Source organism: Leucobacter aridicollis, from assembly GCF_024399335.1.
Taxonomy (GTDB): Bacteria; Actinomycetota; Actinomycetes; order Actinomycetales; family Microbacteriaceae; genus Leucobacter; species Leucobacter aridicollis_A.
Window position 1 is genome coordinate 2,354,443 of sequence record NZ_CP075339.1, and the last position, 24,849, is coordinate 2,379,291.

19 protein-coding genes are annotated in these 24,849 nt (G+C 65.2%); 8 read left to right on the forward strand and 11 right to left on the reverse strand.

Annotation, left to right across the window (positions count from 1 at the left end; genetic code table 11):
• Positions 1-93 precede the first annotated feature (93 nt).
• Both KI794_RS10570 and fdxA read right to left on the reverse strand, forming a co-directional pair.
• Positions 94-1,386, reverse strand: a complete 1,293-nt coding sequence (locus tag KI794_RS10570; RefSeq protein WP_119284214.1) for a citrate synthase — start codon at positions 1,384-1,386, stop codon at positions 94-96.
• 229 nt (positions 1,387-1,615) lie between these two features.
• On the reverse strand, positions 1,616-1,936 hold the full coding sequence (gene fdxA, locus KI794_RS10575) for a ferredoxin (RefSeq protein WP_119284215.1): 321 nt from the start codon (positions 1,934-1,936) through the stop codon (positions 1,616-1,618).
• A gap of 221 nt (positions 1,937-2,157) precedes the next feature.
• On the opposite strand from fdxA, the gene KI794_RS10580 reads away from it, so the two are divergent.
• A complete protein-coding gene (locus tag KI794_RS10580; protein ID WP_255808065.1) occupies positions 2,158-3,792 on the forward strand; it encodes a class I adenylate-forming enzyme family protein in 1,635 nt (544 codons plus the stop codon).
• Between the two features lie 55 nt (positions 3,793-3,847).
• On the opposite strand, the gene KI794_RS10585 is transcribed toward KI794_RS10580, so the two are convergent.
• From KI794_RS10585 to KI794_RS10610, 6 genes are all read right to left on the reverse strand, one after another.
• Positions 3,848-4,489: a hypothetical protein gene (locus KI794_RS10585; RefSeq protein ID WP_119284217.1), complete on the reverse strand. Its 642-nt coding sequence runs from the start codon at positions 4,487-4,489 to the stop codon at positions 3,848-3,850.
• Entirely contained in the window at positions 4,464-5,369 is a 906-nt protein-coding gene (gene argB / locus KI794_RS10590) for an acetylglutamate kinase (protein WP_119284218.1), read from the reverse strand. Before argB ends, KI794_RS10585 begins: the two co-directional genes overlap by 26 nt.
• Before the next feature lie 7 nt (positions 5,370-5,376).
• On the reverse strand, positions 5,377-6,570 hold the full coding sequence (gene argJ / locus KI794_RS10595) for a bifunctional glutamate N-acetyltransferase/amino-acid acetyltransferase ArgJ (protein ID WP_255808066.1): 1,194 nt from the start codon (positions 6,568-6,570) through the stop codon (positions 5,377-5,379).
• Entirely contained in the window at positions 6,567-7,631 is a 1,065-nt protein-coding gene (argC, locus tag KI794_RS10600) for an N-acetyl-gamma-glutamyl-phosphate reductase (RefSeq protein WP_255808067.1), read from the reverse strand. The genes argJ and argC overlap by 4 nt, the downstream gene beginning before the upstream one ends.
• A 62-nt stretch (positions 7,632-7,693) precedes the next feature.
• On the reverse strand, positions 7,694-8,479 hold the full coding sequence (locus KI794_RS10605) for an enoyl-CoA hydratase-related protein (protein WP_255808068.1): 786 nt from the start codon (positions 8,477-8,479) through the stop codon (positions 7,694-7,696).
• A 133-nt stretch (positions 8,480-8,612) separates the two neighbouring features.
• Positions 8,613-9,542: a VOC family protein gene (locus KI794_RS10610; RefSeq protein WP_255808069.1), complete on the reverse strand. Its 930-nt coding sequence runs from the start codon at positions 9,540-9,542 to the stop codon at positions 8,613-8,615.
• Positions 9,543-9,852: 310 nt separating this feature from the next.
• Here KI794_RS10610 and KI794_RS10615 point away from each other — a divergent pair, with 310 nt between their 5' ends.
• The 5 genes from KI794_RS10615 to KI794_RS10635 all read left to right on the forward strand — a co-directional run bounded on the left by KI794_RS10615 (position 9,853) and on the right by KI794_RS10635 (position 18,773).
• On the forward strand, positions 9,853-15,024 hold the full coding sequence (locus KI794_RS10615; protein WP_255808070.1) for a DUF6531 domain-containing protein: 5,172 nt from the start codon (positions 9,853-9,855) through the stop codon (positions 15,022-15,024).
• Complete coding sequence (locus tag KI794_RS10620; protein ID WP_255808071.1) at positions 15,014-15,793, forward strand: hypothetical protein; 780 nt, start codon at positions 15,014-15,016, stop codon at positions 15,791-15,793. The genes KI794_RS10615 and KI794_RS10620 overlap by 11 nt, the downstream gene beginning before the upstream one ends.
• A 29-nt stretch (positions 15,794-15,822) precedes the next feature.
• Positions 15,823-16,458 carry a tetraspanin family protein gene (locus tag KI794_RS10625; protein ID WP_255808072.1) on the forward strand — a complete coding sequence of 212 codons (636 nt, stop codon included), beginning with the start codon at positions 15,823-15,825 and terminating at the stop codon, positions 16,456-16,458.
• 147 nt (positions 16,459-16,605) lie between these two features.
• The gene (locus tag KI794_RS10630; RefSeq protein WP_255808073.1) at positions 16,606-17,286 is read left to right on the forward strand and encodes a hypothetical protein; all 681 of its coding nucleotides are present in this window, start codon (positions 16,606-16,608) and stop codon (positions 17,284-17,286) included.
• A 977-nt stretch (positions 17,287-18,263) separates the two neighbouring features.
• Positions 18,264-18,773: a hypothetical protein gene (locus KI794_RS10635; protein ID WP_255808074.1), complete on the forward strand. Its 510-nt coding sequence runs from the start codon at positions 18,264-18,266 to the stop codon at positions 18,771-18,773.
• A 29-nt stretch (positions 18,774-18,802) separates the two neighbouring features.
• Here the strand turns inward: KI794_RS10635 and KI794_RS10640 are convergent, their stop codons facing one another.
• From KI794_RS10640 to pheS, 3 genes are all read right to left on the reverse strand, one after another.
• Positions 18,803-19,633, reverse strand: a complete 831-nt coding sequence (locus KI794_RS10640; protein WP_255808075.1) for an SDR family oxidoreductase — start codon at positions 19,631-19,633, stop codon at positions 18,803-18,805.
• Between the two features lie 196 nt (positions 19,634-19,829).
• A complete protein-coding gene (pheT, locus tag KI794_RS10645) occupies positions 19,830-22,370 on the reverse strand; it encodes a phenylalanine--tRNA ligase subunit beta (RefSeq protein ID WP_255808076.1) in 2,541 nt (846 codons plus the stop codon).
• Positions 22,370-23,422 carry a phenylalanine--tRNA ligase subunit alpha gene (gene pheS / locus KI794_RS10650; RefSeq protein ID WP_119284230.1) on the reverse strand — a complete coding sequence of 351 codons (1,053 nt, stop codon included), beginning with the start codon at positions 23,420-23,422 and terminating at the stop codon, positions 22,370-22,372. The genes pheT and pheS overlap by 1 nt, the downstream gene beginning before the upstream one ends.
• 89 nt (positions 23,423-23,511) lie before the next feature.
• Here pheS and KI794_RS10655 point away from each other — a divergent pair, with 89 nt between their 5' ends.
• Both KI794_RS10655 and KI794_RS10660 read left to right on the forward strand, forming a co-directional pair.
• Positions 23,512-24,150 carry a hypothetical protein gene (locus KI794_RS10655; RefSeq protein WP_255808077.1) on the forward strand — a complete coding sequence of 213 codons (639 nt, stop codon included), beginning with the start codon at positions 23,512-23,514 and terminating at the stop codon, positions 24,148-24,150.
• 39 nt (positions 24,151-24,189) lie between these two features.
• A complete protein-coding gene (locus KI794_RS10660; protein ID WP_255808078.1) occupies positions 24,190-24,846 on the forward strand; it encodes a copper resistance CopC family protein in 657 nt (218 codons plus the stop codon).
• The last annotated feature ends 3 nt before the right edge of the window (positions 24,847-24,849 follow it).

The window sequence follows — 24,849 nt, forward strand, 5'->3', positions numbered from 1 at the left end:
GCCGCAGGCCGCAGGCCGCAGGCCGCAGGCCGCAGGCCGCAGGCACGCACAAGCCCCCGGAGCGATTCGCTCCGGGGGCTTGTGCGCTATCGGCTAGCGGCCGAGGTGACGCTCGGGCGAACCCAAGTACAACTGCTGCGGGCGACCGATCTTCGTCTGGGGGTCGAGGCGGGCCTCGCGCCACTGCGCGATCCAGCCGGGCAGTCGACCGATCGCGAAGAGCACGGTGAACATGCGAGTCGGGAAGCCCATCGCTTTGTAGATCACGCCTGTGTAGAAGTCGACGTTCGGGTAGAGCTTGCGCTCCTTGAAGTAGTCGTCCTCAAGCGCGATCTGCTCGAGCTCCTGTGCGAGCGCGAGCAGCGGATCGTTCACGCCGAGCTCTTCGAGCACCTTCGCTGCCGAGTCCTTCACGATACGCGCACGCGGGTCGTAGTTCTTGTAGACGCGGTGTCCGAAGCCCATGAGCTTCACGCCGTCTTCCTTATTCTTGACCTTCTCGACGAACGTCTTGACGCTCTGACCTGAGTCGCGGATCTGCGCGAGCATGTCGAGCACTGCCTCGTTTGCGCCACCGTGCAGCGGGCCAGAGAGGGCGTTGATGCCAGCCGAAACTGAGGAGAACATGTTTGCCCCGGTCGAACCGACAAGGCGAACTGTTGAGGTCGAGGCGTTCTGCTCGTGATCAGCGTGGAGAATGAGCAGCTTGTCGAGCGCGTCGACAAGCACCGGGTTCATCTCGTACGATTCGGCCTTGTTGCCGAAGTTGAGCCGCAGGAAGTTCTCCACGAAGCTCAGGTTGTTCTTCGGGTAGAGGAATGCCTGACCGATCGACTTCTTGTGCGAGTATGCAGCAAGAACCGGCAGTTTTGCGAGAAGGCGGATCGTGTTGACCTCAACGAACTCTGGAACCGCTGTGTCGAGCGAGTCTTCGTAGTAGGTGGACATCGTCTGCAGCCCGCCGGAAAGCATCGCCATCGGGTGTGCGGTGTGCGGGACAGCCTCGAAGTAGTACCGCATGTCTTCGTGCAGCAGGGTGTGGTGACGAATCTCATTGTCGAACCGCGCGAGTTCATCAGCGCTGGGCAGCACGCCGTAGATCAGCAGGTAGGCGACCTCCAGGAAGGTCGACGCCTGCGCGAGCTCGTCGATTGGGTAGCCGCGGTATCGCAGGATCCCGGCCTCGCCATCGATGTAGGTAATCTCGGACTTCGTTGACGCAGTGTTCACGAAGCCGTAGTCGAGCGCCGTGTAGCCGCTCTGCTTAGTCAGCGTGCTGACGTCGATTGCGTCTGGCCCGTCTACTGACTTCACGATTGGGAGCTCGGCGGTTCCTCCAGGAAAGCTCAGCTTGGCGGTGGCCTGAGCCGCAGGTGTTTCAGTCACGTCATCTCCTCGTGAGGTCCGTTTGAGCACGCTCCAGGGTCTGGGCAGCGATCATTTTCACCTTACCCGCAAAGTAGGCGTTCACACACCAAATGGCGCGTTCATGCCGGTTTCTGACAGAAAGTATTTTGACATCAAACAAAATGCCAGCGATTTGGTGACTTTCTCGCTGCGAGCGCCCACGATTAACCGCGAGCTCGCAGGGAGCTCGAATCGCCCGTGAGAGCGGCTACTGCTCTTGCGGTGGAAGGGCCGCCACGATCGGGTGGTCGAAGTCGTAGACTCCCACCTTTGCTGCCCCACCGGGCGAGCCGATCTCGTCGAAGAACTCGACGTTTGCCTTGTAATACTCGGCCCATTCACCGGGCAGGTCATCTTCGTAGTAGATCGCTTCAACCGGGCACACCGGCTCGCACGCACCGCAGTCGACACACTCGTCGGGGTGGATGTAGAGCATCCGATCGCCCTCGTAAATGCAATCGACGGGGCACTCATCCACACAGGCGCGATCCTTCAAATCGACGCAGGGAAGAGCAATTACGTATGTCACTGTGCCCGCCTTTCACTCGGTCAAACCACTCCCTCCATCCTACCGGCGTCAGTGCGCGATTCCCCGCACGTGTGGACGTTGCCGCGTGGCGACCACTTGCCCGCGCGCCCGGCACGACATAGAGTGCGGTTGTAGACATTTGTCTGAAAAAAACACGACGAACCCCGTGGTGCGCGGCATCAGTCGCACACCATAACGATCCGGCGACGATGGAGTCCTCGATGAGCATCAACACACAAGTTTCTTCACCGCCCTCGGCCCTGCCACGCACGCTCCCCGCAGCGTGGCAGGGCCGGGTTGCGCGTTCCCCTGAGAGTCTCTGCATCACGTACTTCGACGGGACACTCACCACCTCCGAGGTCAACGATCTCAGCCTCGCTCTCGCAGCGTCGCTGCAAAGCCACGGTGTCGAGGCTGGTGATCGCGTCGCGATTTCCCTGCAAAACATCCCGCACTTCCCCATCGCCATGCTCGCGATCTGGCACATTGGCGGCATCGTCGTTCCGATCAATCCCATGTACCGAGAGCGAGAGCTGCACACGGTGCTCGCCTCGTCAGGCGCCGTCGGCCTGATCTGTGCGCCCGAGACGATCAGGATCGCGGCGGCGGCCGCCATTGAGACGGACCTAGCCTGGGTACTCAGCGCCAACGACACCCAGTTCCAGCACGAGAACGACCCGCGGGTGTTCCCCACACAACCTGATGATGCTGAGCTCGGCGCTGTCCCGTTCACAACCGATACGCTCGCGAACGCGTTCGCAGAGTTCGCCGGCTCAAGTCCCGATCCTGCGGAGCGTGAGCCCGAAGACATCGCAATGTTGAGCTACACGTCGGGCACGACGGGGCCGCCCAAGGGGGCGATGGCCACGCATCGGTCGCTCCTTGTCGCCGCGCTGAACTTCGGCGAGTGGGCCGTCGTTGATCACGACGACCGAATGCTCGCCCTCGCTCCGCTGTTCCACATCACTGGCTCGGTCAGCATCTGTCTCGGCATGCTGCTCTCCCCCGGGAGCCTCATTTTTCTCAATCGACCGCGGCCCGACGTCGCGCTCGAGGCGTTTTCCCGGCATGCGGCCACCCTCGCTGTGGCGCCCATCACGATGTACACGGCGCTCTTTGAGCTACCTGACGCCAGCGCACGGGACTTCTTGAGCGTGCGCCAGCTATTCACCGGGGGCGCGCCAGTTCCTCCAGCAAAGGTCACCACGTTCGAGCGCCGGTTTGGTCAGTACATCCTCAACGCCTACGGTCTCACCGAATCGAACGCGGGGATTATCGGGGTGCCTCTTGGCGAACGCGCCCCCGTTCACAAGCCGACGGGTACGCTCTCAATCGGCAAGCCGATGCAGGGCGTGTCGCTGCGCGTACTCGATGAGGAGGGAGCCGCAGTGCCTGCAGGGTCGCCGGGCGAGCTGGAACTTGCCGCGGATCAGCTCGCGGTCGGGTATTGGAGAAACGCCGAGGCCACCGAGTCCACGTTCCCGGGAGGTCGGCTGCTCACCGGTGACGTCGCGATCATCGACGAGAAGGGCTGGGTGTATCTCGTTGACCGCATCAAGGATCAGATCAATTCGTCAGGCTACAAGGTGTGGCCGCGCGAGGTCGAGGATGCGCTCTATGAGCACCCTGCAGTGCGCGAGGTCGCCGTCGTCGGCGCGCCCGACGAGTACCGCGGCGAGACGGTGGTCGCGTTCGTGTCGAAGCGTGAGGGATCTACCGTCAGCCAGGACGAACTCGTCGCCTTCGCCCGCGAGCGTCTCGCGGCGTACAAAATCCCGCGGCGAGTCGAGTTCGTCGATGAGCTTCCGAAGACTCTGACAGGCAAGATCAGGCGACGAGACCTCCGCAGCGAATAGTGCAATGACGTGCTGCTTACGGCGGGCCCACGTCCAGCGCGGTCGCCGAGATCAGTCAGACGGCGAGCACCGGAGCTAGGGCCACCCCGCCTATTGCGGCACAGAAGATCGCTGGGCCGGCCGCAAACTCTCGTCTCCGTCGGATGAGCGCGACGAGGCCTGCCAGCCCGAACGCGCCCGCCAGGAGCATCAGAAACAGTCCGACCGAGAGCGGAACCGCGCCAGCCCCCGCCGCCCAGACTGTGGCGAACACCGCGATCGGGAGCAGCTTGGCGTCTCCCCCACCGAGCGCGCCTGCGGTAGCCCACCAGCACACAAATGCAACAGCCAAGGTCGCGATTGCGGCGCCCCACGCCGCACCGAGCGCTGCCCATTCTCCGAGCGCGACGCTCGCGATCGACAGGGCACCCGCCGTCCACAACGCGACCGCGGCCACGGTCTGGTTGGGGAGCGTGTGCGTGAGCAAGTCGGCGCGTATCAGCGCGATCCCGCCGACCACGAACCCGGCGTAGCCGAGCAGCGTGAGGAGCCACGCTGCGACCTCGCGGCTGCTCGCGGGGGCCGCGAGGCCGGAGCCGACACTGGTTGCACATACAAAGCCGCCGGCCGTGGCGACTGCCAGGCCGGCGGCGATGTCGCTCGAGCGTAGGCCCGAGCGAAGGCGTGGGTGGCTAGCCCTCGATAACTTCCGTGCCAATGCCCTGCTCCGTGAAGATCTCGAGCAGCACTGAATGCGGTTCGCGGCCGTCAATGATGGCAGCTTTGGGCACCCCGCCCTTGACGGCATCGAGGCAGGCCCGCATTTTCGGGATCATGCCTGACTCGAGCGAGGGCAGGAGCGCCTCGAGCTCGGCCACCGTGATCGAGGAGACGAGGGAGTCGCGATCGGGCCAGTCGGAGTAAAGACCGGCAACGTCGGTGAGGATCACGAGCTTCTCGGCGCCGAGCGCTGATGCGAGCGCCGACGCTGCCGCGTCAGCGTTCACGTTGAGCGACTCGCCGGGGTTGTCGACGTCCGGGGCAATCGACGAGACCACGGGAATCAGCCCGGCGTCGAGTGCTGCAAGCACCGATTCGGGGCGCACCCCAACGATGTCGCCAACGCGCCCGAGGTCGACGAGCTTGCCGTCGACCTCTATGGGTGGGCGGCGGCGGCCGATGAACAGCCCCGCGTCCTCTCCAGTGGTTCCCGAAGCGAGCGGTCCGTGCGCGTTGATCTCGTCGACAAGCTCGGGGTTCACCTTGCCCGTGAGAACCATGCGCACGACGTCCATTGTTTCGGGCGTGGTGACGCGATAGCCGCCCTCGAAGGTGCTCTCGATGCCGAGCCTGTCGAGCATGCGGTTGATCTGCGGCCCACCCCCGTGGACAATAACGGGCCGAATGCCAGTGTGCCTGAGGTAGACGACATCTTCGGCGAACGCCGTCATCAGTGCATCATCGATCATGGCGTTGCCGCCGAACTTGATGACCATGATGCGGTCACGGAACTTCTTCAACCAAGGCAGCGACTCAATGAGCACCGCGGCCTTCTCGGCCGCCCGTTCGCGGTCAAGTGGAATGGTGACGTCGGTCATTGCTCCCCTAGCTCGAGTACGCCGAGTTCTCGTGCACGTAGTCGTGCGTGAGGTCGTTCGTGCGCACAGTCGCGGCGAATGTGCCGGCGAACAGGTCGATCTCGACGTGCGTCTTCCGCGGCGTCAGGTCGCACTCTTCAACCGGACGGTCTGGCGCGCCGGCGTGGCAGAGTCGCACGCCGTTGAAACTGACGTCGACCGCATACGGGTCGAATGCGGCCTCGGTGGTGCCGATCGCGGCGAGCACGCGGCCCCAGTTCGGGTCGTTGCCGAAGATCGCTGCCTTGAACAGGTTGTTGCGCGCGACCGACCGCCCGACCTCTACCGCGTCCTCGACGCTCGCGGCGCCGCGCACCTCGATGTCGATGTCGTGGCTCGCTCCCTCGGCGTCGGCCTGCAGTTGCGCGGCGAGCGAGTCACACACACCCGCGAGCGCTGCCGCGAACTCTGTGGCGTCGGGAGTCACGTCGGATGCGCCGCTTGCGAGCAGCGTGACCTGGTCGTTCGTGGACATGCAGCCGTCGGAGTCGAGCCTGTCGAAGCTTACGCCTGTCGCGCGGCGAAGCGCAGCGTCGAGCGCTTCGGCGTCGAGCTTGGCGTCGGTCGTGATGACGACGAGCATTGTCGCGAGCCCTGGCGCAAGCATTCCGGCGCCTTTGGCCATCGCGCCGATCGTCCAACCGTCGCCCTCGTGCACCGCGGTCTTCTCGACAGAGTCGGTGGTGAGGATCGCGGCGGGCGCGGTGACATCGTCGGCGGCGAGCGCTGCGACGAGGCCCGGAACGCCGTCAACGATCTTGTCTCGGAAGGCTTGGTCACCAGTTCCGATGAGCCCGGTGGAGCAGACGAGCACGCGCTCTGCTCCATCAGCAAGCACCTCGGCTGGCACGACGCCCTGCGGCTCGGCTGCGAGTTCGCGCGCAACTGCCTCGGCGGTCAGCCTGGTTGTTTCGTAGCCGAAGTCTCCGGTGAAGCAGTTCGCACCGCCCGAGTTAAGGATCACGGCGCGAGCCGCGCCGTTCTGCGCAACCTTGCGGCTCCACAGGATTGGATTTGCTTGCGCGCGGTTCGATGTGAACACGACTGCGCTGGCAGGGGCAGGGCCGTCATTCACGACGAGGGCGAGGTCGGGCTTGCCTGACATTTTCAGGCCGACAGTGATGCCTGCCGAACGGAATCCTGCTGGGATAGTTACGGTCACGGGGCGACTCCATTCACGCTCAGGCCGGTGGCTTCGGGAATGCCAAGGGCGATGTTTGCCGACTGGATCGCGGCGCCAGCCGTGCCCTTGGCAAGATTGTCGACGGCGGCGACGACGACGACGCGGCCAGCTGCTTCATCGATTGCGACGCCCATGAGGCAGGTGTTGGCGCCGATCGTGTCTGCGGTGCGGGGGAAGACGCCCTCGGGGAGCACATGCACGAACGTCTCGTCTGCGTAGGCAGTCTCCCACGCCGCGCGAACGTCGGCGGCGGTCGTCCCCGGGGTGATGCGCGCGGTCGAAGTCGCGAGGATCCCGCGGCTCATTGGCACGAGCACGGGGGTGAAACTCAACGTCGGGTTCGCTGCGGCCCCGGCGCCGCGGAGGGCCTGCTGAATCTCAGGAATGTGGCGGTGTGTGCCGCCGACAGCATACGGGTTTGCCGTGCCCATGAGCTCGGCTCCGAGGAGGTGGGTGTGTGCTGCTTTGCCCGCACCCGAGGGGCCAACGGCGAGCACTGTCACGATGTCCTGCGGCTCGATCACGCCTGCGGCGATGCCCGGGGCGAGCGAGAGCGAGACAGTTGAGGCGTTGCAGCCTGGGGCCGCGATCCTTGTCGCGCTGGCGAGCCGTGCACGCTGGCGGGTCGCGGCCTCGCCCGGCCCACCAGCCACGATGAGTTCGGGCACGCCGTACGTCCACGCCTCGTTGTACTCGCCCCCGTAGAACGCTGCCCAGTCTGACTCGCTGATGAGTCGGTGGTCGGCGCCGCAGTCGATCGCGAGCCGCACGTCGGTGAGCTGCGCGGTGAGGGCGCCAGACGCGCCGTGAGGGAGCGCAAAGAACACGACATCGTGCCCGTCGAGAACCTCAGGTGTTGTCTCCTGCAGAGTGAGGTGCGCGAGCGAGCGCAGGTGTGGCTGCGACGAAATGAGCGGCTTGCCCGCATTCGAGTGCCCAGTCACCGTTCGGATCTCAAACTCCGGATGCTCTGCAAGCAGACGAAGCAGCTCGCCTCCCGCATACCCACTCGCTCCGGCGACCGCCACACTGTACGTCATTTGCACCCTTTCTCGCGCACCTCTATTCTGGCACCTCGAACGTCGAAGCCAGACCGCTCGCGTTACCGGTGCTTGAAGTTCGCTTCGCGCTTCTCAGCGAACGCGCGCATTCCCTCTTTCTGGTCTTCCGTTGCAAACAGCGCGGCGAACGCGGTCCGCTCGAGGCGGAGGCCCTCGGCGAGCGACGATTCTTCGGCTGCCTGCAGGGTGCTCTTGGCGGCCTGCACCGCGGGGCGCGACTTCGACGCGATCAACTCGGCGGCCTGCGCCGCGGTCTCGAGAAGCTCGGCTGCTGGAACGACCCGAGAGACGAGCCCCGAGCGCTCCGCTTCTTCAGCCCCCATCATGCGGCCGGTGAGCACGAGGTCTGCGGCCTTGTACTTCCCGATCGCGCGCGGCAGTCGCTGCGTGCCACCGAAGCCTGGGATGACGCCGAGGTTGATCTCGGGCTGGCCGAACTTCGCGTTGTCGGCCGCGATGATGATGTCGCACATCATTGCAAGCTCGCAGCCGCCGCCGAGCGCAAAACCAGACACCGCTGCGATTGTCGGAGTGAGCATCTGCTCGAAGCCGTTCCATGTCGAGGTGAGCCCACCAGCGAGCACATCGGAGTACTCGAGCTCGAGCATCGCCTTGATGTCTGCGCCAGCGGCGAAAGCGCGCTCGGAGCCGGTGATGACGATAGCGCCAATGTTCGGGTCGGCATCAAACTTCGTCGCTGCATCGACGAGCTCGGAGATGAGCGTGTTGCTGAGCGCGTTCAGCGCTTCGGGGCGGTTCAGCGTGATTGTCGCAACTCGCCCGTGGGTCTCGGCGATGATTGCGGTGTACTGCGTCTGCTCTGACATTCTGACTCCATCCGTGTCCGTGACTAGTTCCCCAACGCTATCGCGTGCGAGCGCCCACTCGCGCGTTCTCCACAACACGCGGCAGCACCCCTCTCGGTCACATCGGCCGGAGTGAGACGGTGACGACGCAGGCTCAGAGCTCGGCGATCACGATCTTCTTCATCTGCATGAGCCGTTCATACGCGCCCTCCCGTTCCATCAGTTCGCCAAGGTTCGCGGGAACAATCTGCCAGCTCACTCCGAACTTGTCGACGAGCCACCCGCACTGCTCGGCCTCAGGCACCGCCGAGAGCCCCTCCCACAGCGCATCGATCACGGCCTGATCGGCGCAGTTCACCTGGAGCGAGACGCCGGCCGTAAAGCCGTGGTCGACTCCAGAGCCGTTGTCTGAGCCCATGAACCACTGGTCACCGATCCTGAACTCACCAAACGCGAGCGCTTCGGCAGTCGCGTTTCCTGTGGGGGCACCGTAGGGCCACTGGGCGCCGACCTCGCTGCCGCCAGGCAGGCCCGCGAACAGCGACACGTAGTGCGCCGCCGCTTCTGCGGCACGGTTCTGCGCGGGCCCGTCAAACATCAGCGCGGGGATGATGAGCGGACGCGGCTCTCCCTCTGCTCGCGTGAGCATGAGCTGCCAGCTCACCCCATACCGGTCTTGCACCCAGCCGTACCGGGCGGCAAAGGGATACTCGTCAACAGGCATCATCGTTGTACCGCCGTCGCTGAGCTTCGCCCACAGGGTGTCGAGTCCGCGCCTCGCGGCGTCGACATCGCCGCCGAAGAACAGCGGATCGAAGTTCACCATGAACGAGATCGAGGGGTTCGGTGAGAACTCGGGCCCGGCGTTCACGAGCGCGAGCTGGGTGCCCGCAATGAGAAGGTCTACGACGAGCGCCTCCCCCGCGAGGTCACGTTGGAAGTCGAGCAGCCCCTCGGCCGGATAGCGGGCAGTGACTGCCGAACTCGCCTGAAACCCCGTGGTTTCAAACGCGGTGGCGTAGAACGCGCCGGCTTCCTCTGCGGTGCGATTGCACCAGATGTTCGGAACGATCTGCTGGGTCATCTCTCCACCTGACTTTCTGGGGGCGTGAGTCGTGGTGCGGGAGACTCTACTCCTCTTCGTTGGAACTTCACAGCAAAAGATGAGCCATCGCGGCTCCGCCGCAAAGTTGCAAGAGGCTGTCGCGACGAACTCCGCAGGCAGCGCTATACTCGAACCCGATACCGAACATTCATTTTGTGCAAACGAGTGGCCGCACACTGCAGGAAAAGATGCGCCTACATGCGGAACACTCCGTCGGCGCTGCACGCCGAGAGGCGAGCACCGACACATCCCTTTGCATGCGATCGACGGACAGGTGAACCGACCCGTGATGAGAGATTTTGGCCCCGAGCCCCTGAAATTCGACTTCGCGAGTGCGAACGACCTCGTGACCCAACTCAGCTCAGCCGCGGTGCTCGTCGAGTCCGATCGTGCGGCGTTCGTGTCGCAGGCAGGGCAGGCACAGGTGGACTTCTCGGGAGTGTTTGCGCAGGTGTTCCGCGACCACGTGAGTTGGGCCAGCACCGACGGCCACAACATCACGACGTGTCTGAAGCAGATGCGGCAGCAGGTGAAGACGCTCGTCGAGAGCGCGAAAGAGGAGAACGCCAGGCGGGCAAAGGTTCGGGCAGACCGGGCCGAGAAGTGCGCGGAGCTTGAGCAGCAGTATCGTGAGGAGCAGCAGGCTTTCGGAACCATGTTCCCACGCCAGCCGAGTGCGACTGAAGTTCAATCACTCGTCCCGTTCACCCCGGGCAGCGCCCCGGCGACGTCATCGGCCGACGTGTCGTTGAAGCAGCGCGACCCCGGGTCTGCCGGCTCGCATCGCGCGGGCGGCTCGACGTCGGCGCGACCCGGCAACCTCCGCAAATTCTCAGCAGGGCAGGACTCTCCGTCCCCCGGCCCCGCGCTCCAACGCGCGTGGTCGGCGTTCAATTCGGGCACGCACGGGTGGGGCCACATTGCAGACGGAAATCTGTTCTCGAGCATCAAGCGCTGGTACGAGGCGAACACGACCGACCGGCTGTGGCTGGGACGACTCGCGACCGAGTTCGAGCGGGCCGGCGGATCCGGTGGAATGCACCGGCTCGCCGATAGCGCGATCGCTGCCGCACTGTCGGGCGCGGGCCTGTTCCCGACCAGGTCGGGGCTTGACATGCAACTGCCGCAGACCTTTGGAACGATGCCAGGCACCGGCTACGCCGCCGACCCGGTGAATACGGCGACAGGCAACTTCATCGAGCCCGAGACCGACTGCGCAGGCACCGGTATCGCCGCGAACCTCGTGTTCACGCGCATGTACAACTCGCAAGATCCAGACGGCGGCGCGTTCGGTCGCGGCTGGTCTTCCACCCTCGACGTGCGGCTCGAGCTCGGCGACGAGCGGGCGGAGTTCGTGCTTGCAGACGGGCGCAGGCTGTTCTTTCCTCGCGAGGGTGCCGGGTGGGGTCGGGCGCTCCACGCGAACTATTGGCTTGCTGAGGAGCACGGCGCTCCTGCTGGAGACGGTTCGGGCAGCGACGCTGCGGCAGCGGAGCCAGCATCGCCCTGGCTCGTCGTTCGCGACAACGCCGGCGGGTGGTGGGCGTTCACCCGTGCGGGTGTGTGGCTCGGCACCGGCAATGGGCCCGGCACCTCGGTGCGGGTCGAGCGCGATGGCGCCGGCCGGGTGTCGGCGCTCGCGCACGCGTTCGGGCGCAGGATCGCGGTGGCGTACGACGCTTCAGCGGGCCGCCCGGCGCGGGTCACAGGGCCCGACGAGCGGCACACCGAGTTCCGATACGACGATGCGGGCAGGCTCGTAGAGGCTATCTCCCCCAACGGCAGCCGGTCGTACGGCTGGAACGAGGACGGCCTCGTCGATGAGGTCACCGGTGCGGGCGGCGTCATCGAGTGCGTGAACACGTACGACGCGAAGAAGCGCGTCGTCACACAGCGCACTCCGCATGGCCGCGACATGCTGTTTTCGTACCTGTCAGGCAGGGTTACTGTGGTCGCCGACAGCGACGGCGAACAGTCGAACTCGTGGGTCGCCGACAGGCTCGGTCGCCTGGTCGGGGTGACTGACACCGACGGGCACCGGCAGTCGATGAGCTACGACGCGCACGGCAACCTCGTGTCGGTGACCGAGCGCGACGGTGCCACCACCGTGCACGTCGTCGACGCGCGCGGCCGCCGCACGCGCACGGTCACGCCCGAGGGCGGCGATACGGCGTATGAGTGGGACGATCAGGATCGCCTCACCAAGACCGTCGCGACGAGCTTTGCCGCGCCCGCCGCTCGGGAGCACGCGCCGGCAGACGCCGACGAGCACGCCGGGGCGCAGGCTCCCGCGGTCACGGAGTTCGCGTACGCATCCCCCGCCGATCGGCACCCCTGCCAGGTCACCGACCCACTGGGCGGCGTCACGCGCCTGACATGGGAGCGGGGGCTCCTCACTCGCATCGTCGACGCCGTTGGCGTGTCCCTGACGCTCAGGTACGACGAGCGCGGCGATCTCTCCCCAAGCGTTGACGCTGCTGGCAATGAGACACGGTTCACCCGAGACCATGCGGGTCGATTAACGAAGGTCGTGTCCCCCTCCGGGGCGACGACAACGTGGCAGTACGACGCCGCGGGGAATGTGACGCGGCGGGTGGATCCTGACGGGGCGGTGTGGCGCTACGAATACTCGCGCGGCGGGCAGCTGCACGCGGAGATCGACCCTGTCGGCGCCCGCACCGAGTACGAGTACGGTGAGCACGGCGACCTCGCGCGGGTGCGCGACCCCCTCGGCCGGGTCGTGGAGCAGCGGTTTGACGCCTTCGGCAACCCGTCTGAACTGACGCTGCCCGACGGTGCGAGCTGGCTGCTTCGGCACGACGGTCTCTCGAGACTGCGCGAGGTCGTCGACCCGTATGGCGGCTCGTGGCGGCACGAGTATTCCCCAACGGGTGAGCTCGCCGCGACAATGGACCCGGCAGGAGTGACGAAGCGGTTCAGCCGTGACCGTGGCGCTCGCACCGAGACCGCAGCGTCGGCCTTTACCCGGGCCGTCACCGAGTTCGACGAGTTCGGCCGCCCGGTGCGACGCTCGGGCACAGACGATGCCGCCTCGATCACCGTGTACGACCTGTGCGGCCGCGTGATCGAGGAACTTGATGCTGACGGCGGGCTCACTCGCTTCGTGCGCGACGCCGCGGGTCGCGTGGTGTTGCAGGTATCGCCAGCTGGCCGCGAGACACGATTCGAATACGACGAGTGCGGCCGCCCCGCTGCGATGGTCGACGGTATTGGGGCACGCACCGAGATCGAGTACGACGCGGATTCGCGCGTGGTGCGCCGGCGCCTGCCGGACGGCGACGTCGCAGACGTGAAGTATGACGCGTGCGGCAGGGTGACCGCCGAGCGTCTGCCGGGAGTGGGCGTCGGCAGGTACCGCTACGACCTCGCGGGCAGGCTCGTCGCTGCGCAGGACACGAGGTTCGGGCAGCGAAAGTTCGCGTACGACGCAGCGGGCCAGCTCGTCACCGCCGTGAACGGTGCGGGCGGCAAGACGCACTACGACTACGACACACTCGGGCGGCTCATCGCGATCACCGATCCGGCTGGCGGCGTCACCCGCCGCTCCTACACGGCACTCAGCCGGGTTGCGACGCTCACCGACCCGCTCGGTCGCGTCACCACTGGCACCTACGACGCTGCCGGCAAGCCCGTCACTCAGACAGACCCCGACGGGCGCGTGCTGGCTTGGGAGTACGACGCCGACGGGCAGCCGTGCGGGCTTCTCGCGGAGGGCGCGCGCCTCACCTCGGCGCAGACCGACCACCGCACCCGCACGGTGACCGCGACCGATCACACGGGCCAGGGCCCTGCGCCCGCCTCGCACAGGATCGTGCGGGATCGCCTCGGCCGCTTGATCGAGCGCACCCGCGACGGCGACACCACCAGGTGGGAGTACGACGGCGACGGGCTGAGAACACGCATGGTCACCCCGGCTGGCAACGAGGTGCAGTACGAACATGACGGGGCTGGCAGGCTCACCAGGGTCGAGCACTCCGCGTTCGGGGTGATCAGCTACGACTACGATCCGAGCGGCAACCTCGTCGCAGCGGTCGCCGGCGACACCGCGCAAACCTGGCAGTACGAGAACCGCTACCCCGTCGCGCACACAGTCACCTCGCCAGACGGAGTCGAGACGACCCAGATCGGCCGCGACAGCGACGGCCGCATCACGACGATCGCTGAACCTGCCGGGTCAACCGTGTACGGGTACGACGGGGCCGACCAGCTCGTGCGCGCCGAGCGCGTCGACGTGGCCGACGCCAAAACGCTCCACGAGTGGGAGTATGACCTCGCAGGGCGCATGGTGCGAGAGCGCGGTGCCACTGGCGAGGCTCGGTACGAGTACGACGTTGCCGGCCAGCTCAGCATGCGCACCGCTGCCGACGGCGCAGCCACACGCTACACCTATGACGGCGCGGGCAGGCGCATCCGCGAGGCCGGGCCCGACGGCGAGAGGTGCTACGAGTGGGATTCGCGCGGCTGGCTCTCCGCGATCACCGACGGCACGACCACGCACAAGCTCTGGATCGACGGCTACGGTGAGCTCGCGGAAGTCGACGGCGCCCCGGTCTCCTGGGACAGCGCCGCGCACCTCCCCGCTCTGACCCGCCTAGGCGGCGACCCCGTCTACGCTGCGGCCGGCGGCTACGCCGGCCTCGGGAAGGACCTCTCCCCTGCCGGGTGGCGGCAGGCACGCCACACCGACCCGGTAAATCCGTGGGGCATCAGCGGCGCCCTGCCGGTCAGCACTCCGAGCACTCCCGGCATCGGTGTGACAGGCCACGGTGTGCCCACGATCGGGGGCCTCGAATGGATGGGCGCCCGCGCATACGACCCCGTCTCCCGAGGCTTCCTCAGCATTGACCCCCTCGTACCCGTGACAGGTGCCGGCTGGGCGGGCAACCCATACGCGTACGCGGGCAACGACCCACTCCACGCACTCGATCCGCTCGGGTTGTCGCCGGTGACCGACAAAGACCTCAAGCCCGCGAAAGAGCCCGGTTTCTGGGAGAAGCTCGGCAACGGCATCAGCGACGGCTGGAGCAGCGTCACGAAGGCAGCCGGAGATGTCTGGTCAGGGTTCGGAGAATGGGCGCGGTCGGACGCCGGCCGAACAACCAAGGTTTGGTTGGACGGTGTCTCGGCGGTGACTGGGTTTCTGGCGATGGCGACTGCACCCTTCGCTCCAATCGCCGCTGGGTTTGCTGCAATTTCGTTGGGCACAGGCCTCGCGTCAACCGCTATGGACCTTGCAGCAGACCCGTCATCGTTCTCTTCCGTCTCTGGAGTCGCGCTGGCCGCCCTTACCCTCACACCTCTAGGCAAGATCACCCGTGTATCCACGGCTTTCGCTTCCAATTACAAGACCGTCGTCGGTGTCGTCGACTACAAAGTGAGCGCAGTCTCGGCAATCGTCGGGGCCGGGCAGCTAGCAGAGGACCTCAGACATGCAAGATGAAAACGTCACACACGGCAAGAACGAGCCCCTATGGAAGAAGAGGATCTGGTGGATCTCAGTGGGCGGCATGGCAGTGCTCTCCAGCACCCGCCTCATCATCGGGGCATTCGAAGCACCCGAGGGGTCCCAGCTCAGGTACAGTCTGTTCGGGCTTCTCGGAGGGCTGACGGCCCTGGTGTTCGGAGTTCTCATGTCATTTGCTTTCTGGCTTGCGGGGCATTCACGTTCCAAGCGGATCCGCGCCGACACGCATGATGCCCCTGTCGTGTATGTTGCTGGGCTCGCCGAGGATGGTGATGAAGTTCTCTCAAAGCTCGGCGCTACCTACTCCTTCCCTCGCCCCAAGTACGCGGTAGTCTCTTTCGGCGCTTCACCCCAGGGGCTCTTGGTCTATCGCCGGTTCAGCCATCGCATTGCATTCTTCAGAGCCGACCGCGTCGCTGATGTCCTCTACGAACGTCGTGTGCTTGCTTCCGGACCCGAGCACGAAGTGATGACGTTTCTTGTTGAAGATGAGACAGGGAGCGTACATCGACTGAGCTTCTCCATCTTCAGTCCGGGCAAGATGTTTGTAGTTGCGTACTCGCGGAATTACAAAGAGAAACTTCTCCATGATTTCCGGGAGGTGCTGGGTGTCAAGGATCGAGCAGCAGAAAGCGGCGAACTACCGCAAACTCAGTCGGTCCCACGCGGTCAGGAGCCCAGAACTTGGACCGCAACGGCACGCGCTAGACCACGAGGCTTTCCCCTGGATGAAGCGGGTGAATAGGTTTTCGTACGGGAACTTGTGACGGAAACGTGAGTGTCAAGAATTCGAAGGGAAGCTACTCGGTAGCAAAAGTTGGGATCTTTCCCACAGCGGCAGTCGGGAGCGCGCTCGAGCCTCTCGAGACGGAGGTCAAACCAGAAAAGCGGGGGCATACCGTTCCCGACGCAATCATGAAAATGATTCGCCCCATGCACCCTTCTCGCACCAAGAAGAGCTGCGTCTATACGTACGATTCCCCGGATCATGGAACGGGCAAAATCGTGGTGACGATATCTGGCTGGCTTGACCGAGAACGAATGGACGAGAAAATTCAGATGCTTGAGATTGAACGGGTACTTGGACGAAGCGAACCTGGAAAAGTTTCAGACACAGCGGGAAGGATGTACAGCATCCGACTCCAAGTACGAAACCCCTACATACAAGTCCTCTTCGGATCCCTCGCCGTGTTCGTAGGCGGCATGCCGCTATACAGCATTCTCTTTGTTCAAAGCATGGATATGGCCAGTACCATCGGGTTCTTCGCACTTGGGGCAATCTTGATCTTGTTGGGATTCTTTGGTCTGGTGTGTCGGGGGGCTTACCGGCTGCGATGGTGGCACCGGGCTCGGGCAGAGGTGAAACGTCGTGGGGACACCATGCCATTCGATCTGAAAGTGCTCGGCTGACCGTGACCAGCACGACTGTGCGTTCCCGCAGCAATGTCAGCCCCGAAAAGAGGTTGACCTCAGCCAGCCTCGCCATATCGCCAGCGACAGACAACAAGCCTCGTCGGCAATCGTCGAGGCTAGGGCGACTCGCAGAGGGGCGCAGACATGAAGAATAAGAGCGCCGCACAAAACAAAAACGAGTCGCTTTGGAAGAGGCGGATCTGGTGGGTCTTTGTAGGCGGCATGGCCACGCTTTCCACAGTCAGGGTATTCATCAGCGCATTCGAAGCGCCCGCGGGTTCCCAGCTCCGTTACAGCCTGTTCGGAGTTCTCGGGCTTCTTACCGGCATGCTCGTAGTTCTCATAACGTTCTGTCTCTTATCCGCACCTGGAAAAAGCAGGCTCAGAAAAGCGCAGGTCGAGTTTCCAGGAGCGCTTTTCATAGTTCACGCGGATCTCGCCGAGGGCAGCTATGACACTATTCACACGCTTGGCGCCACCCCATTCAAGAATCACGCAGTTGTCAACCAAACACTGTGTTTCACCTCGGATGGCCTTACGGTGTATCGCGGTCTAGGGAAGAAGATATTCTTCCTACCCTCGACAAACATCCTCGCGGCAAGACTCGTTCGCGGAACGCTGTCAACGGGGGCAAGCAGCTGGGTATTCCAGTTCCGCACCCTCCAGGACGCTGCAGAACACAATCTCGAGTTTGCTTTCAACGACAAGAAGGCTCTGTTCTCTTTTTTCCCTCCCCCTTCCCATCGAAAATACGCCGGGATCCTCACTGAAATCCAGGAGACACTGAACCTCACGTCTCCACGAACAGGAGGTCAAGACAGTTAATGGCTCACCGAAGTCAGGTGGAAGCGCCTGGTTCGGGTTCAGAATCTCGACTTGGTCGGGCGCTGGGGAAGCTACTCGGTCAATACTGGACGCCACATCTACACGTACCTGCTTCCTCGCTTCTGCGACCTCGACGCAGATCCGCCATCGTCCTCGTCGGTGTCCTCGACTACAAAGTGAGCGCCGTCTCGGTAATCGTCGGGGCAGGGCAGCTGGCAGAGGAGCAGAGCAATGCAAGAGCAGAGAGATAGGCCAGGAGTGGACAAACCCTTTCATCGACGCCCAGTATGGTGGATAGCTGTGGCGGGCGCGACAGGGTTATCCCTGTTTCGCCTCATCACCACTGCCTTTGCGGCACCAGCCGGTTCACAGCTCCGCTACTTCCTGTTTGGCGTACTTGGCGTACTCACCGCTCTCGTGCTAGTCATCATCGTGGTCTTCGTGGTTTGGCTTGCCGGTCTTTCTCGCGTCCGAAAAATCCGAGCTGAGGATCCGAATGCACCTGTTGCACACCTAGTTGGACTCGCAGTGGACGGAAACGAGGTTCTCTGCGCGCGCGGAGCAAGTCATTCATTCGCGAAGCCCAGTCATGCGTCGTTGTCTTTCGGCGCTACCAAAACAGGGCTCCACGTGTACCGGCGCTTCAGCGAACGCATCGCACTCCTCCCCGCGGACCGAATCGACGACATCCGACTCGAACGGCGCACGCTCGCCTCAGGCCCAGACCGCGAGGTGATGTCATTCACGATCCGAGACGAGACAAAATACGCCTCACCGACTCAGCTTCACAATATTCAGCCCCGCCAAACTGTGCATGATCCCCTACTCCCAGAAATACATGCAGAATCTTCTTACCGGGTTCCGCGAGACGCTCGGTCTCGAAGGTCGTGTGAGTTGATGCGTACAGCACAGGCGCAGCGCCCCGAGCACTCTCCGGGTGAACGGGAGCAGCCCCTCACGCTCACGGAGGCAACAGCATGAGGCTCGTTCGACTGCTGCTGGCCGCGATCGCAATCCCGGTGGTGCTCTCGCTCACAAGTTGCGAGGGTTATTCTTTGAAGTCGTTTTCTGACAGAAGCCTCCTCGTCGGAACCTGGATTGCCGGAGACTTACCAGGGCAACCAACGGTGACGTTCGTTGACGCACCCTTCTACGCAGACGATACGCAGGAGCACCGCTACGACGGCAGAGTCACTCTGACTGGCTGGCCCGCCGAGATATTCCAGCCAAAGAGGCAGTCCTCCGGTGAGGGCCCGAGTTGGGGTGCTCCAAAAGACTGGACCGGCGAGTGGGAGTTCACGGGCCCCATACTGAAGCTCTCGCTCTCCGAGGCTGGCGAGACCAATCGCCCCGACAGGCTGAGCCGGGCATACCCAAAGGTCATCCTCTACCTTGCGCCGTTGTCCGTCAACTGCGTCAACGCGTACAACGCCCTCTCTCCGTGGGAGGAAGGCGGCGACTCAGTACGGCTCTGTAAGACATGGTGAGCGCCGCGCCAATGGCGGCGGCAGTGGCCTCACCGCGCCCCGTCGACGAGCCAATCTTCGTAGCTCACGCTGTCGATCATGGCGTCTGCGCCCGGTAGGCATGCACCGCTGCGGACCGCCCTGCCAAACTTTCCAGGGAGCGGGAGCTCAATGACTGTCTGGCCGATCCCGTGCGTCTCGAACACCATCCTGCCGAGGTCTGCGAGCCACAGCTCGTCGGGCCCGGCGAGGTCGCGCGCGAACCCTTGCGGCTCGCCAACGGCAAGCTCGAGCAGCCGCCGCGCCACAGACGCTGCGGCGACGGGCCTGGTGCGCATCTTCACGATCGCGCTCCATCTGCCGACGCTGAACGCGCTCTGCTCGGCGAACTCGAAGAACTGCGTCGCACGAAGCACAGTCCACGGCACCTGGCCCTCGCTCACGAGCCGTTCTTGCAGCGCCTTGCCTGCATAGTATCCATACGGGTGCTGGGCGGCCCCAACAATCGACAGCGCGACGTAGTGGTTCACCTCAGCGGCGGTGGCGGCTCGCAGCAGGTTCTCCGTCACGGCGCCGAAGAATGCTTCGGCCCCAGAGAGCTTTCCGCTGGCCGACACATCGATCAGGGCGTCGACACCGTCGAGCCGCGGCGCGGTTTGCCCGGTGAGGTCGGCTGCGAGTGTGGTGAGCGCCCCGGGCGAGGTGGCCGGCGAAGACGCCGCCTCCCCCTGCGCGCTGCCGGCCCCGTTGTCCAGCGAGTCTGCGCCTGAGGGTACGCCCGGGTTTCGCGAGATGGCGAGAACGTCGTGCCCGGCGGCGAGCGCCTGGCGCACGACATGCGCGCCGACTGTGCCAGTGCTGCCTGCTACTGCGATCCGCATGAGCCCTCCTCAGCTGCCTCGGCAGCTCGCCTTGTGCGTGCAGGCGAGCGTCGTCCGTTGGGCCCAGAATACGCCCGGTCTCCCCGCCGCGCTACGTCCCGCGTTACCGCCACAACGCACTGTGGGCGGGCCTGGCAGTGAATGCCTGGCCCGCCCACAGCGGGTGCGCACCGACGCGATGTCGGCGCCGCAGCGCTTAGTCGCGGAGCTTCGCGCCGAACGCCTGCTCGGCGGCAGCGACTCCAGCGAGCTTCGCCTCGCTCGCTTCCTCTGCCTTCAGCGTGCGGTCGGGCGCGCGGAAGCGCAGCGCGAAGGTCAGCGCGCGCTGGCCCTCCTCGATGCCCTGGCCGCGGTAGTCGGCAACGACGTGCGCGTGCTCAAGCAGCTCGCCCGCCCCTGCAACGACAGTGTCGAGCACGTCGCCCGCTGGCACCTCGGTGGAGACGACGAGCGTGAGATCCTGCGTCGCCGCAGGGTAGCCCGACAGGTTTGAGGTCTCGGGCTCGCGCGGAGCAAGCTCCATCACACGCTCAAGGTTCAGCTCGAACGCCGCGACCCTGCCAGGCAGGTGGTACGCGGCGACGAGCTCTGGAAGGAGCTCCCCAGCAACACCAACGACCTCGCCTGCGACGACGAGCTCGGCCGTGCGACCGGGGTGGAAGGCGCGGTGAGCGCCCTGTCGTACCGTGAGAGACGCCGACACGGCGCCAACGGTGATGCGTGCCGCGTCGATCGCGTCTGCCCAGTCGTACTCGCGGCCGGGTTCGCCCGGCTGCTTCTCGATGGCGTCGCCAAGCAGCAGCGCGGCGGCGCAGTGCGGCTGGACAGGGATCGAGGCGTTGAGCGCCGCGAGCAGCTTATCCGTGGGCTTTAGCGCGAGCGGCGGAACCTCTGCGGTGCCAAGCTCGCCGGCGGGGGTCGCCGGGTCGAAGACCCGACCGAACTCGACGAGCGCGAGGTCAGTAAGGCCGCGCGATACGTTACGCTGCGCCGCAGTCACGAGCCCCGCGAGGAGCGAGCGCCGCATGAACGGGGTCTCACCGTCAAGGGCGTTCGCGAGGCGGATCGCGTCGACGGGAGCAGCCTGCTCCCCTGCGCTTTCGGGCCCCTGCCCGAAGTTATCGAGCTGGTTGCGTGAGACGAACGGGTAGCTCTGCACCTCATCGAAGCCCGCCGCGGTCACGACGTTCGCCGCGCGACGGCGAAGGCGCTGCGTGCGGGTGAGCCCGCGGCCCGCCGGAGCGACTGGCAGCTCAGACGGAATGCGATCGTAGCCGACGATCCGCGCAACTTCTTCGACGAGATCAGCTGGGCGGGTGAGGTCAGCTCGCCAGCTCGGAGCCGAGACCCGCAGCCTCGCCGCGTCCACGTCTTCGACCGAGCAGCCGATCATTGTGAGCGCGCCACGCACTTCGTCGTCGGTGTAGTCGGTGCCAAGCAGGCCGTTCACACGGGCGATCGGAAGGAGCACCGGGGCTGGCTCCCAGGCTGCGACGATGTCGCTGCCGAGGGTGTCAGCGGTGCCGCCTGCGAGCTCGACGAGCAGGTCGACCATGCGCTGGGCAGCGGCGCGCGCAACGAGCGGATCGACGCCACGCTCGAAGCGCTTGGACGCCTCGCTCGGCAGCTTGTGACGGCGCTGGCTGCGCGCAATCGACACCGGGTCGAATGTCGCGGCCTCGATGAGAATGTCTGTCGTCGAGTCGTCTGTCTTCGTGGACTCGCCGCCCATCACGCCCGCGAGCCCGATGGGGCCCGACTCGTCAGTGATGAGCAGGTCTTCTTCGTGCAGCTTGCGCTGCTGGCCGTCGAGCGTCTCAAGCGTCTCTCCCGCGCGGGCTCGGCGCACGGTGATGCCGCCGGTGAGCTTCGCGAGGTCGTAGGAGTGCAGCGGGTTGCCGAGCTCGAGCATCACGTAGTTCGAGATATCGACTGGCAGCGACAGCGAGCGGATGCCCGCGAGCTGCAGGCGCGCGACCATCCAGGCGGGCGTCGGCCTGGTCGCGTCGATGCCGCGTACCACGCGCGTCACGAACCCGGTTGCGCCCACGCGCCCGCGGATCGGCGCCTCGTCGGCGATCTGTACTTCGAAGCCGCTCGCGGGAGCGACCTCGCGAAGCCCGGGATCGGTGAACGCTGCGCCTGTCGCGTGCGAGTACTCGCGGGCGACGCCGCGCACCGAAAACGCGTAGCCGCGATCAGGTGTGACGTTGATCTCCACAGCGGTGTCGTCGAGTCCGAGCAGCGCGAGTGCGTTCGTGCCGACCTCGGGGTCGAGTCCGAGCCGCGAGAGCACGATGATGCCCTCGTGATCGTCGCCGAGCGTGAGCTCGCGCGCCGAAGCAATCATGCCGTCAGACACGTGGCCGTAGGTCTTACGCGCGGCGATCTTGAAGTCGCCAGGAAGCACTGCACCCGGAAGGGTCACCACGACCTTGTCGCCGGGGCCGAAGTTGTGGGCACCGCACACGATGCCACGCACATCCTCGCCGCCATCAGCCGCCTGCTGCCCCTCGGGGGCAACGCGCACCTGGCACCAGTTGATCGTCTTGCCGTTTGACTGCGGCTCGGGCTCTTGCGAGAGCACCTCGCCGACGACGATTGGGCCAGAAACGTCGAAGCGGCGCACCGATTCTTCTTCGAAGCCAACGCTCACGAGCTGTGCGTGGACATCCTCTGGCGTGGTGTCTGCGGCGAGCGAAACGAATTCGCCGAGCCAGCTGAGTGGGATCCGCATTAGACGAGGCCTCCGAACTGTGCGTTGAAACGAATGTCGCCCTCAACCATGTCGCGCATGTCGTTGAGGTCGTTGCGGAACTGGAGCGTGCGCTCAATTCCCATGCCGAAGGCGAAGCCCTGGTACTCGTCGGGGTCGATTCCCGCGGCGAGAAGTACGTTCGAGTCGACCATGCCGCAGCCGCCCCACTCGACCCAGCGGGCGCCGCCCTTCGCGTTCGGCTGCCACACGTCCATCTCTGCCGAGGGCTCGGTGAACGGGAAGAAGTTGGGGCGCAGGCGAATCTTCGCCTCGGCGCCGAACATCTGGCGCGCGAAGTGCTCGAGGGTGCCGCGCAGGTGAGCCATCGTGAGGCCCTTGTCGATTGCGATGCCCTCGATCTGGTTGAAGACCGGGGTGTGCGTCGCGTCGAGCTCATCGGTGCGGAAGGTGCGACCGGGGGCGACGACGTAGACGGGCAGTTCGCGGTCGAGGAGCGACCGCACCTGCACTGGCGACGTGTGGGTGCGCAGCAGCAGGTGCCTGTCAGCTGGCTCAACGAAGAACGTGTCCATGAGCGTGCGCGCCGGGTGATCGGGATCGAATCCGAGCGCGTCGAAGTTGAACCACTCGTGCTCGATCTCGGGCCCCTCGGCGACCTCCCAGCCCATGCCGATGAAGATGTCGCTCGCTTCGTCCTTGAGCTGCTCAAGCGGGTGCCTGGTACCTGCGCGACGGCGCACGGGCGCCTGCGTCACGTCAACCGTCTCCGCGACGAGCCGCGCCTCTGCCTCAGCGGCAGCAAGCTCGGCCTCGCGGCCCTTAAACGCGCCCTCAAGCCGGCCGCGAGCCGCTCCCATGAGCTTGCCTGTGGCGGCCTTCTCATCCTTCGGGACCTCACGCATCAGCGCGTTGAGCTTCGCGATGGCTGAATCGTCGCCAACGTGCTCGGTCCTCGCGGTTTTCAGGGCCGCTACTGACTCGGCGGCGGTAAACGCGGCGAGGGCTTCAGCTACGGCGGCGTCGACCGCTTCCTGCGAAATCGGATTGGGGTTCGTGGTGTTGTCTGACACAAGGAAACATCCTACCGTGCGCGGGTGCGAGCAGGCCGATCCTCCCCCGCTGCCGCACCCGCTCAGGGTCCGCGGGTTACACTTGCAGCATGGCCAAGCGACGTGAGCCCATGAGCCGCCAGGCGCGCACCGCGCGCGGCGCGATGGGCGCTGCACTCGCGACGGTTCTTGCCGCAGCATCGCACTCACTCGCGGGCGGGGAGGTCTCCGGTTTCGCTGTCGTCGTGACCGCGATCATCGCGCTGCCCGTGTGCGTCTTGCTCGCCGGCAGGGTCGGCTCGCTCTGGCGAGTGGGGCTCGCGGTGGGAGCGAGCCAGTTCCTCTATCACTGGGCGTTCGCTGGCATCGGCGCCTCGGCGTCGTTCTCGCTCGGCGCCTCGTTCCCGATGGGCTCGCACGCCGCGCACCTCTCGTCGCTGCAGCTTTTCGTTCCCGACGTTGTCGAGGCGGGCTCAGCAGACACGCTCATGTGGGCGCTGCACGCGGTGGCAGCGGGGGTTTCGACGATCCTGATCTCGCGTGGCGAGCGTGCCGTGCTCGCGCTCGGCCGGTCGCTCAGGCGCGTGTTGCCGCAGCAGTTGACTCCCGCGGCGTTCGAGCGCCCAGTCGCAGGGCCGGTCTGCATCGAAGCCCACGTGCTCCGCGATCAGATTGCACGGTTCTCAGCGTGGTCACTGCGCGGGCCTCCGGTCGCGCAGGCGTCGCCTCAACTCCAGCTCTCATTCTGATCGATTTCCCGGCGATCCCGGGAAGAAACGGGACCAGTTATGCACTCGCATACCCACATTCAGGCTGCTCGCATTGGCCGCCAGACGAAGACAGCGCGCACACTCGCGCTCGCGGCAGCAGCGGGCGTCGCGCTCGCGGCCTTCTTTGCGCCGAGCGCCGCGCAGGCGCACGACCAGCTCATCGATGTCGCGATCGACACGACTGACACAGGTGAGGCGTCGGGCCTTCGGCTGACATTCAGTGACACCGTGCTCGAGGTCGGTACCGAGATCCACGTTTCTACTGCAGAGGGCGGCGACGCAACGGGCGGCGACCCGACGTTCAGCGACCGCGATGTCGTGCAACCACTCGCAACCCCGCTTGCCGATGGCACCTACACCTCGGCTTGGCGGGTCGTGTCGAGCGACGGCCACCCCATCGAGGGCGGCTTCACGTTCGACATCGCCGACGGAGCGCCTGGCGAGATTCGCCCATACTCGGGAGAGACCGAGACACCCGCCGAGCCCGAGGCTCTCCCCGAGACGCCGTCGACCGACGACGGCGCGACGGATTCGAACGGCTCGCCGATCCCTCTCCCACTCGCGATCGGAGCCGCGGCAGTCGTCGCCGTGGCCGTCGCAATTCCACTGATTGTTCGCATGCGTAGGAACGCATCGTCCGCGGAGGGCCACGACCCCCGCACTCACGAGGAGTAACTC